Source organism: Brevundimonas sp. RM1, from assembly GCF_052907225.1.
In genome coordinates this window covers 1-11066 of sequence record NZ_JBRERY010000036.1, presented here as the reverse complement: position 1 = coordinate 11066, position 11066 = coordinate 1, and the positions used below count along the sequence as shown (strand labels likewise).

The following is an 11066-nucleotide window of genomic DNA, read 5'->3' as shown; positions in this document are numbered from 1 at the left end:
GATGAGGATGAGGCCTCCTATCCGGGCGAGCTGTTCCTGATGTTGGCCGGCGCCCTCTACTTCGCTATGAACCTGGCCCCGACCGAGGAGATGCGGCTGATCGCCTATATGACCACGCCGCTGGGCGCGCTGGGCGTGCTCGTCCTGTCGGTGATCCTACTGCACCTGATCGTCTTCGAGGCGGGTTTCGCTGGGCAGGAGGAGGCGGAAACGCCGGTTCGGGCTTTCTTCGACTTCACCCTGCCGGGCTACGCCCTGTGCCTGCTGGCCAGCCTCGCCATGTTGTGGGTGTTCGGCGGAGCGGACGGCCATGGGCTCCAGGCGCTTATGGCCAATGTCGTGATCCTCGCCTTTCCGGCGGCGATCGGGGCCTCGGCCGCGCGGCTTCTAGTGTAGCCGTGACGGCCAAGGAGCAACAGAAGAAGACAGGAAAGAAGGGCGTGTCGCGGCTGCAGTGCGCCTGCGCCCTGGTTGGGCTGCTCATCACGCTCGGCGCGGCGGGCGTACTGGCGCGAGCAGCCTTTTCAGTTCCCTCACCGGCGGCGCTGATGATCAGAAGCGAGGCGGTTCGACCTTCGTCCGGCGGATGGGTGGTCGACGTCGTGGTCTCCAACCAGGGCGACCTCGCCGCCGCCGCCGTGGACATCGAGGGCCAAGTCGGCGAAGAACGCTCAGGGGCTTCGCTCGACTACGTGCCCGGTCGGGGAGAGAAGAAGGCCAGCCTGGTTTTTTCAGGCCCGCAAAGACCTATTGCGACCCTTCGCGTGCAGGGATGGTCGGAACCCTGACACGCCGAACGATGGTGCGGTGAATGAGGAAATCGTCCTACGCTGTGGGTACGGATGTTCGGTCGCGACGGGTTTTGCATGGTCTGTCCGTTTGCGCACCAATCCCAAAATTAACGTCATTCAAACTTAGCGCCAATGTAGCTGAAGCGTGAGCGATCGATCATGAACTCGACCTAGACCCCGTCGCCGTCGCAAGGGGGCAGGTAAGGATGAAGTTTGGTGTTTTGCGGCGTGCGACCGTTCCAATGGTCGCTGCGAGCATGGCGCTGGCGGCCGCGGCTCCGGTTGTCTTGGCTCCCGGCCACGCGTTGGCCACGATAGCCAACGAGGTCGACCGACAGGCCTTGGCCCGACTGCCTCTGACCCAGAACGGCGGGACGTGGGATGCCGGCCATGTCCAGGGCGTCGCCGTCGATCTGGACAGCGGCTATATCTATTACTCTTTCACCAATCTTCTGGCCAAATACGACCTCGAGGGCCGACTGATCGGCACCCTGGTCGGTTGGACCGGCCATCTGGGCGACCTTGCGTTCAACCCCGCTGACGGCAAGCTCTACGGCTCACTGGAGTACAAGGCGGATGAGGCCTTCTACATCGCCGTAATCGACGTCGCCGGACTGGACAGCATCGGCGTGGAGGCGAGCGAAAGCGTCCTGTTCCAGACGGTGCATCTGGCCGAAGTCGCTAGAGACTATGCCGCTGACATGGACGGCGACGGACGGTTCGACGGCGATACGGCGGACACGCGCGACCATCGCTACGGCGCCTCGGGCATCGACGGCGTGACGTTCGGCCCGCGCTTCGGGCGCACCGATGGACCGGTGATGCTGACCGTCGGCTATGGCGTCTATGGCGACGTGACGCGGACCGACAACGACCATCAGGTTCTGCTGCAATACGATATCGCCGACTGGGACCGATACGCCCGTCCGCTGTCAGAGGCGGCTCCGCACCGCGAAGGCCCTGCCGCCGTCGACGGTAAGTATTTCGTTCGTACCGGCAATACGACCTATGGCGTGCAGAATCTCGCCTATGACGCCGAAGCAGGCCGGTGGTTCATGGGCGTTTATCAAGGTCGCAAGTCCGCCTTCCCGAACTATCTGCTGTTCGCTGTCGACGCTCAGGCCCAGCCCGCGTGCGGCGATCTGATCGGCGTGTCTCCTGCATCGAGCGAGGGATGGGAGCAGGGTCTGCTGTTGCCGCTGGCGGCGGATGGTCTGGAAGATCCGGCCACCGGCGTGCGCGGCTGGCGCTGGAAGGCGGACGTCGGGTTTCAGCCGCTGGGACGGGGCCTGTTTTATGTGGCCGAGAATTCCGGCGGCAAGGGCGCCCAGACAGCGGACATCACCCTGATGCGATGGACAGGCGATCCGCAGGCGCCGTTCGCCCCCGTCAACGCCGACCAGCGTCAGCAACTGATCTCCACCCCCTGAACCATGTCTGACGGCTGAGCTCCCTGTCGGGTCGCTGCACGGTGGCCCGCATCCTTTCGCTTTTTTCCTCCTCAGTTCCCGAGTAAGTTTCCATGAGAGTTCGTTCACGTCACCTCGCCAGCGCCAGCCCGCGAGCCCTGTTGCTGTATCCGCTGGTGGCGGCGGCCTTTGCGACCGTCGCGCCGCAGGCCGCCGTCGCGCAAACGGCTGGCGAAGCGACGGCCCAGTCGCAGGCGGCGTCCGGCGCCCTGCGCGGCCGGGTGTTCGACACGGCCAGCGGCGAATACCTCCGCAACGCCGAAGTTCGGGTCGAGGGGACTAGCCTGGTCGCCTATTCGGGGGACGGCGGCGTCTTCCGTCTGAGCGGCGTGCCGAGCGGCGAGGTCGTGGTGGTGGTGCGTTATGCTGGTCTGCAGGAGGCGCGCGTGGTCGCCGGCGTCAGTGCGGGCCAGACGGCAGTCGTCGACGTCGAACTGCAAGCGCCGTCGTATGGCGTGGCCGATGACGTGGCCTCGGTCTCGGACATTGTGGTGACGGCCGCGCGCGGCGGTCAGGCCAAGGCGCTGATGGAGCGTCGCGTGGCGATGAACGCCAAGAACGTGGTCCCGGCCGACAATTTCGGCGCTTTGACCATGGGCGACGTCGGCGAGTTCATGAAGTCCATGCCGGGCCTGTCGATCGACTACACCGAGGTCGACGCCACCGCGGTGCGGATCGGCGGCCTGCCGCCCAAATATTCGACCTTCACCATGGACGGGGCCCGCATGGCCACGGCCACCTCGAACAATAACTCGGGCCGTCAGAACTCGTTCGAGCAGATGTCGATCACCGGCATCGAGACCATCGAGCTGAACCACACCCTGCTGGCTAGCATGGATGCGGATTCGCCCGGCGGCAGCATCAACCTGCGCAGCAAATACGCCTTCCAACTGCCGGAGCGGCAGCTGCGCTTCCAGTTGGGCGGGGTGGCGACCTCGGACTCGGCCTTGTCGCGCCACTACATGCCCGACGACAAGAAGCACGCCAGCCTCTACCCCTCGGCCCAGTTCTCCTATGCCGACGTCTTCATGGACGGCCGTCTGGGCGTGGCCTTCAGCGCCAGCCACAACGCCAATTATGTGCAGCAGGATCGCATCCAGACCGACTGGTCCTATCTGGCCGACGGCCGGGTGCTGCCCTATCAGGTCATGTGGCGCCCGGGTCCGAAGCTGACCAGCCGTACGGCCGCCAATCTGGCGCTGGATTACAAGTTCACCGAAGACCTGATCTTCTCGCTGCGCAGCAACTACTCCTTCTATGATGTGGAGTATTTCAACCAGTACACCTATCTGACGTTCGGGACTTCGACCAAATCCTATGCGACGCCTGACTCGAGCGGCACGCACATCGTGGTCAATCCGGACGGCAAGAACACCCGCTTGCATACCGGCTATTCGCATCGTTACGCGGGGACGCCGACCTATCTGATCGCGCCGAAGCTGGAATATAAGGGCGAGACCTGGGAAGCGGCGCTGCGCGCCAGCTATTCCTCCGCCGAGTTCAACTTCCGCGACACCAGCAAGGGTTTCTTCCAGCGCACCGACAACCACCTGACGGGGATCGGTTTCGAGATGGAGCGCGACTCCACGGCCTCGAACGCCTGGTATCTGCGTCAGACGGCGGGCCGTTCGTGGAGCGACCCGATGAACTTCAATCGCGACATCTCCATCGGCAACAACATCCGCACGGCGGAGTCGGACGCCATCAACGACATGTATTCGTTGAACCTGGATGTGAAGAAACGCCTGAGTATGGGCGATGTCCACTTTACCCTCATGGGCGGACTGGGCGCGCGCAGCAACGACTGGCGTACGGATGAAGGTTCGAACCAGCAGTTCAAATATGTCGGCCCGACCGGCGATCTGACCCAGACGGCGGCCGAGGCGGTCATTCCGTGGACCCAAAAATACCGCTTCGAGATGATCGGCTTCGATGCGGGCAATATGAACGCCCAGGGCTGGCGCGCCGACAGCCACTACGGGATGTATGACATCTATCGCGACCACCCCGAGTATTTCGTGGCGGACGAGGTCGGCAACCTGAAGCGCCGCCTCGACAACAATAAGCGCGTCAAGGAAGACATCACCTCGGCCTATGGCGAGGTCCAGGCCGACGCCGGTCGCGCGCGCTTCGATCTGGGACTGCGCTACGAAAAGACCGAGACGGCGGCGCGCGTCGCCGTCATTCGCCCCGTCAAGGAAGTCACGGACGCGGGGCTGTCGGTCGGCACCGTCGAAGGCCTGATGTACCAGTACAACAACGGAACCTACCAGGATCGCGAAGGCGATTATGACGATTGGTTCTGGAGCGGCGGCGTCAAATACGACTTCACGGACAAGCTGGTCGGCCAGTTCTCCTTCAGCCAGGCGATCTTGCGCCCCGACTACGGAAATCTAGGCGGGGTGGTGTCGATCAACGACGACACCATGATCGTAACCGTGCCGAATCCCGAACTGAAGCCGGAGCGGTCGACCAAGTATTACGCCAGCCTGCAATACTATCTGGAACCATCGGGCATCATCGGCCTGTCCGCGTACCAGCTGGACATGAACGACATGCAGGTCACCGGCATGACGGTGAACCCGGAAGACGTCGGCTTCGATCCGGCCGAATATGCGGGCTACACCTTCCGCAGCGCCCAGAACCTGGACGGCACCAGCACCAATCGCGGCGTGGTGCTGGAGTATAACCAGCAACTGACCTTCCTGCCGGGCGCCTGGCGCGGTCTGGGCCTGCACGGCTCGGTCACCTATCTGGATCCGGACGGCGAGCGTCAGGGCACGCCGAAACAGGCGGCCAACTGGGGCGTCCGTTACAACATCGGCCGCTTTGATTTCCAGCTGAACGGCAACTGGCAGTCGAAGTATAGGGTCAGCGGACTGAACAATACGCCGACCACGCCGAACAACGGCATCCTGTATCACTCGCCGCGCGAGCTGTGGAACGTCAGCGTCAACTACAAGCTCAACGACCGCTTCGATCTGATGCTGGCGGGCCGCAATATCTTCAACTCGCCGGACGTCATCTACTCCAACGAGCGTGATCGGGTGCAACAGTACACGGTCTACGGATCGATGTGGAACATCGGCATTAAGGGCGTCTTCTGATCCGCCTGCGCGTCTGAAGACCGGCGGCCGCGTCGTTATGCGACGACGCGGCCGCCATCCATTGCATTTCCAGGGGACATTCCATGACCTTGAGGCTTGACCGGCGGCGGCTGGTGATGGGCGGCGGACTGGGGCTGGCGGCTTTGGCCCTGCCGGGCGGGGCGCCGCTGGCGCAACAACTGCTGGGGGCGTCCGGGTTCACGCATGGTGTGGCCAGCGGCGAGCCGGGGCCGGATTCCATGCTGCTGTGGAGCCGCTATGCTTTATCGGGCGGCGCCGACGAAGTGCGACTGGACGCCGAGATCGCCCTTGATCCCGACTTTCGTCAGGTGGCGGCGCGGGGCGTGGTGCGCACCGGTCCCTGGCGCGACTGGACCGCCAAGATCACCCTGGACGGGCTGAACCCCGGCACGACCTATTGGTATCGCTTCATCGGTCCGGATGGGTCGATGTCGCAGACGGGCAGGGCGCGGACCCTGCCGGTCGGCCGGACCGAGCGGTTCCGCATCGGCCTGTTCTCCTGCTCCAACCTGCCGATGGGATGGTTTAACGCCTATGCTCATGCGGCAGCGCGCGACGACGTCGACCTGTGGCTGCACGTCGGCGACTACGTCTACGAATACGGCATAGGCTCCTATGCCGTAGACGACCGCATCGCCGAGCGCGCGGTTCTGCCGGCCCACGATCATGAGATGGCGACGCTGGCCGACTACCGCCTGCGCTTCGCCTGCTACCGGGCGGATCCGGACCTGCAGGCCCTGCACGCTGCGGCGCCGATGGTCTGCGTTTGGGACGATCATGAGTCGACCAACGACAGTTGGGAGGGCGGCGCCCAGAACCATCAACCAGCGACCGAAGGCGACTGGAGCACGCGCCGTGCCGCCGCCGTCCAAGCCTATCTGGAATGGATGCCGATTTCCGAAGAGCCCTGGAAATCCTATCCGATCGGCGATCTGGCGACTCTCTACCGCACGGAATCGCGCCTGATCGGCCGCACGCGTCAGGCCGACATCGGCGCGGCCTACCGCGAGGGAACCCAAGCGGCGCTGGCTGCCTTCCGCGACGGCGTGTGGCAGGACGCCTCGGCCACCATGCTGGGCTCGACCCAGGAGGCCTGGCTGGCGCGCGAACTGCGGATTAACGCCCGGAACACGGGTTGGCAGGTGGTCGGCATGGGCACCATCATGGGCCGCACCGTCATGCCCCAGGACGCCGTCAGCTGGCCGCGCCCAGACCTGAGCGAGGGCGCCGTCCGCTCCTTCGTCAACGCTACACGGGCGGGCCGGGTCGGCCTGCCCATGTGGATGGATCGCTGGGACGGTTATCCGGCGGCGCGCTCCCGCTTCCTAAGGGCGGCGCAGGCGGCGGACGCCGATCTGGTCTTGCTGTCCGGCGACAGCCACAACGCCTGGGCCTATTCCCTTTCCGAGGACGGCCGCCCCGCGGGGGTGGAGTTCGCCGGTCAGGCTGTGACCTCCAACGGCATCGAGCGGCAACTCGGCGTGGCTCCGTCGGTCGCTGCCCGGTCCTTCGTCGCTGCTAACCCAGAGATGGCCTGGGCCCAGACCAGCGGGCGGGGCTACATGATGATCGATATCACCCCCGGGCGCGTCAGCGGCGAGTGGATCTTCATGGACACGATCAAGGCGCGCAGCACGGCCGTCGCCAGCGTGCATCGGATGGCGGTTCAGAAAGGACGGCGACGCTTCTTTCTCGCCTGATAGTTTGCAGGTCTTCCGCGCATAGAGGTGGCGCTGCAGGGTATCCCCGCACGACAGGTTCCGGTAACAGGGTTGCTTTCGAGGCCACGCCAGCTTCATGGGGCGGGCTCTGAAGCGAGTCCGGCAAACGTCGCACAAGGGTTGGTTTGCGAAATAGGCATCAGGCCTGACAGCGGACCTCCAGCTCACGCGCGGATTGTCGAGTTTAGGACAGAGTCCGCATGACCGTTCTTGGCGCATCCTGGGTAGGAGAGCCAGCTTTCGGCTCGCAGCACAGCGGCGGGGGTATTTTCAGCACATCGTCGGATATCGGAGTGCTAGAAAAATGACTTATCTGTGGCAAACGCTTGCGCTTTTGGGTCGGTATTTTCCCCGTTCATCTTTACAAGCATTTTGCGTTTCGCCGTTATTTCACTTGCAGTCGTGTAAAGAGTTGGATACCCGCCGTACGCGAGTAGCGGGGGTATTCCAGCGTGAGTTCTGCGAGCGAACAGGCAGGCGAAACGCCTGCCGCTGACAGCGGCCTTTCGTGCCTGGCGACCCTGCTGGCCTTCCATCAGATTCCTTCCGACCAGGCCCAGTTGCGACACGCCCTGGGCCATGGAAGGCCTGCAGATGATACCGATCTCGTCCTTCTTGCGAAACGGATGGAGGCTAAGGCGCGAGCGGTCACGCTCGAACTTGAAGGCTTGGAACGCGCGCCCCTCCCGGCGATCGGAAAGGATCGATCTGGCGACTATTTCATCATCGGCGCGATTCGGGATGGACAGGTCCTGATACAACGTCCAGGTGCAGCCCCGACGGCCCTGGCGCTTCCCGAGTTTGAGCAGATGTGGTCCGGCCGGGCTATTCTGGTCACGACGCGCCTTTCGGTCGCAGCCCAAACCAAGTTCGACGTGACTTGGTTTATCCCAGCCCTTGTCAAGTATCGCTGGATGCTGGGCGATGTTCTCGCCGCTTCGTTGGCGCTACAACTCTTCGCCCTCGCGACGCCCATGATTTTCCAGGTCGTCATCGACAAGGTGCTGGTCCACCAGGGCCTGACGACGCTGGATGTTCTGGCCATCGGCCTGATCACGGTCGTGGTGTTCGAGAGCTTCCTCGGTGGTCTGCGCGCCTACGTGTTTTCCCATACGACCAGTCGGGTCGATGTCGAACTGGGCGCCAAGCTCTATCGCCACCTGCTCAACCTGCCGCTGGCCTATTTTGAATCCCGGCGCGTCGGGGACACCATCGCCCGGGTGAGGGAACTGGAGACCATCCGGGAGTTCCTGACGTCCTCGTCGGTGACCCTGTTCGTGGACCTGTTGTTCACCGTCATCTTCCTGGTGGTGATGTGGTTCTACTCGCCCCTCCTCTTCGCCATCGTGGCGGGGACCATCGTCCTCTACGCCATCATCTGCTTCATCATCACGCCGCCGCTGCGGCGGCGGATCGAGGAACGGTTCCAGCGCGGCGCCGAGAGCCAGGCCTTTCTGGTCGAGAGCGTCACGGGCGTGCAGACGCTGAAGGCGGCGGCGGTCGAGCCGCAGATGCAGAACCGCTGGGAGCGTCTGCTGGCGGCCTACGTCAAGGCGGGCTTCAAGGCCGCCAAGCTGAATATCTGGGGCGGACAGGCCATCCAACTGGTCAGCAAGATCTCTACCGCCCTGATCCTCTATGTCGGGGCCAAGCTGGTCATCGGGGGCAACCTGACGGTGGGCGAACTGGTCGCCTTCAACATGCTGGCGGGTCGGGTGGCCGAGCCTGTGTTGCGTCTGGCGGGCCTGTGGCAGCAGTTTCAGGAGGCCCGCGTCGGCGTGGACCGTCTCGGCGACGTGCTGAACGCCCCGACGGAGACGCAGTTCTCCGCGACCCGCTCAGCTCTGCCGCAGATCAAGGGCGCGATCGCCTTTGACGACGTGACCTTCCGGTACAACCCAGGCGGTCGCGAGGTGCTGCGCAGGGTGTCGCTGGAGGTGAAGCCGGGCGAGGTTCTGGGCATCGTCGGGCCTTCGGGATCGGGCAAGTCCACCCTGACCAAGCTGGTCCAGCGCCTCTATGTGCCCGAGAGCGGTCGGGTCATGGTGGATGGTACGGATCTGTCGCTAGTCGATCCGGCGTGGCTGAGGCGTCAGGTCGGCGTGGTCCTGCAGGAGAACCTGCTGTTTAACCGCTCGGTGCGCGACAATATCGCCCTGGCGGATCCCGGCATGTCGACCGAGCGCGTGATGGCGGCGGCGACCCTGGCGGGGGCGCACGACTTTATCCTCGAACTGTCCGAGGCCTACGACACCCAGATCGAGGAGCGCGGCAGCAACCTGTCGGGCGGTCAGCGTCAGCGCATCGCCATCGCCCGCGCCCTGGTCACTAATCCCCGCATCCTCATCCTGGACGAGGCCACCTCGGCGCTTGACGCGGAATCCGAGGCCATCATCCACCGCAACATGCGCGCCATCGCCAAGGGCCGCACGGTGATGATCATCGCCCACCGCCTGTCCGCCATCCGTATGGCCGACCGCATCATCACCATGGAGAATGGCGAGATCACGGAAGTCGGCACGCACGAGGCCCTGATGGCGGCCAATGGTCGATACGCCCAGCTGTGGCGCACCCAGATGCATGGCGACCCGACGGGAGAACCGGCATGAGCCTGTCGCGACACTGGTCCGTGCTGAAGGAGGCTTGGGCGGCCGAGAGCAAACGCCGCAGGGCGGGGGTCAAGGAATGGCGCGACAAGGAGTTTCTGCCCGCCGCGCTGGAGATCGCCGAGACCCCGCCGTCGCCGATCGGTCGCGGCATCCTCTGGACCATTATCGCCGCCGCCGTGACGGCCCTGCTGTGGTCGATCTTTAGTCATGTCGATGTAGTGGCGGTAGGCGAGGGGCGGCTGGTCCCCACCGGCCGACTGCGTACGGTCGAGACGGCCGAGAGCGGCATCGTCCGCGCCATCCATGTGCGCGAGGGCCAGCATGTCGAGACCGGCTTGCCCCTGATCGAGCTGGACCCGACGGTGGCCGACGCCGACGTCGGCGCCGCGCGATCCGAACTGGCGACCGCGCGCCTGACCCGGGCGCGCGCCGACGCCCTGCTGAACTGGCTGGCCTCGGGCCGTATCGCCTTCCAGCCCCCAGAGGGCGCCGACCCGGCTGCGGTCGCAGCGGAACGCCAGGTGGTCGAGGCGCGCATTCAGGAACATCTGGCCAATCTGTCCGCCCTGGACCAGCGCCGGGCGGGCGCCCGCTCCGCCGCCCTGACCTCGGCCGAGAACGTCGCCCGCTATGAGGAGACCCTGCCGCTGGCCCGCGAGCAGCTGACCGCTCGCCAGGAGCTGGAGCGCCGCGGCCTGGCCCCGCGCCTGCGCGTTCTGGAGCAAGAGGAGCGCTACATCTCCCTCAGCCGCGAGCTTGCGGCCGAGCGCCACCGCCAGGCCGAGGCCCAGGCCCAGACCACGATGATCGAGCGCGAACGCATCCAGGCCCAGCAGGCCTTCCGCGCCGAGGCGGCGCGGGAAAAGGCCGAAGCCGAGGCCGTGGTCGCGACGCGCGCCGAGACCCTGACCAAGGCCGATCAGCGTCAGGCTTTGCAACGCCTCACGGCCCCGGTCGCCGGCGTGGTCAATGAGGTGTCGGTCACCACGCTGGGCGAGGTCGCCGAGGCGGGGCAGTCCCTGATCACCATCGTCCCGGACGGAGAGGACCTGATCGTCGAGGCCCTGGTCCTGAACCGCGACGTGGGCTTCGTGCGGCCCGGCCTGCAAACCATCGTCAAGCTGGAGGCCTACTGACGTGACCCCCGTTTCTCATCCAGCCATAACGAGAGTCCGAGGTTGATCTGGGTAGAGATTGGTTGGGTTGGCAATAGGGCGGCCTGCGCAGCCGTCAACCAGCGCAGCAGGCCGCCCGGCGTTTCCAGCAAGGGCTTGCGCGTAGGCCTGCGGCGTCAGCCAGCCGAGCTTCGAGTGCGGTCGCCGCTCATTGTAGTCACGCCGCCAGGCCT

General features: G+C 64.9%; 7 protein-coding genes. All 7 read left to right on the top strand.

Features of this window, described 5'->3' with window-relative positions:
* Positions 1–396, top strand: a 396-nt coding sequence (locus tag ACU5AP_RS15450) for a DUF2391 family protein (protein ID WP_446681476.1), incomplete at its 5' end; no start/stop codon positions are given.
* Positions 397–398: 2 nt separating this feature from the next.
* Positions 399–788 carry a hypothetical protein gene (locus ACU5AP_RS15445; RefSeq protein WP_083673971.1) on the top strand — a complete coding sequence of 130 codons (390 nt, stop codon included), beginning with the start codon at positions 399–401 and terminating at the stop codon, positions 786–788.
* Positions 789–1132: 344 nt separating this feature from the next.
* On the top strand, positions 1133–2221 hold the full coding sequence (locus ACU5AP_RS15440) for a hypothetical protein (RefSeq protein WP_446681475.1): 1089 nt from the start codon (positions 1133–1135) through the stop codon (positions 2219–2221).
* Between the two features lie 92 nt (positions 2222–2313).
* Positions 2314–5367 (top strand): TonB-dependent receptor, encoded by a 3054-nt coding sequence (locus ACU5AP_RS15435; protein WP_446681474.1) that lies wholly within the window; start codon positions 2314–2316, stop codon positions 5365–5367.
* Positions 5368–5450: 83 nt separating this feature from the next.
* Entirely contained in the window at positions 5451–7088 is a 1638-nt protein-coding gene (locus ACU5AP_RS15430) for an alkaline phosphatase D family protein (protein ID WP_446681473.1), read from the top strand.
* Between the two features lie 473 nt (positions 7089–7561).
* Positions 7562–9718, top strand: a complete 2157-nt coding sequence (locus tag ACU5AP_RS15425; RefSeq protein ID WP_446681472.1) for a type I secretion system permease/ATPase — start codon at positions 7562–7564, stop codon at positions 9716–9718.
* Positions 9715–10854, top strand: coding sequence for an HlyD family type I secretion periplasmic adaptor subunit (locus tag ACU5AP_RS15420; protein WP_446681471.1), 1140 nt, complete (start codon positions 9715–9717; stop codon positions 10852–10854). Before ACU5AP_RS15425 ends, ACU5AP_RS15420 begins: the two co-directional genes overlap by 4 nt.
* The last annotated feature ends 212 nt before the right edge of the window (positions 10855–11066 follow it).

What these genes read in the sequence shown, in the direction of transcription:
- ACU5AP_RS15430 (WP_446681473.1), top strand. Translation starts at nt 5,451, where the DNA reads ATGACCTTGAGGCTTGACCGGCGGCGGCTGGTGATGGGCGGCGGACTG.
- ACU5AP_RS15435 (WP_446681474.1), top strand. Translation starts at nt 2,314, where the DNA reads ATGAGAGTTCGTTCACGTCACCTCGCCAGCGCCAGCCCGCGAGCCCTG.
- ACU5AP_RS15420 (WP_446681471.1), top strand. Translation starts at nt 9,715, where the DNA reads ATGAGCCTGTCGCGACACTGGTCCGTGCTGAAGGAGGCTTGGGCGGCC.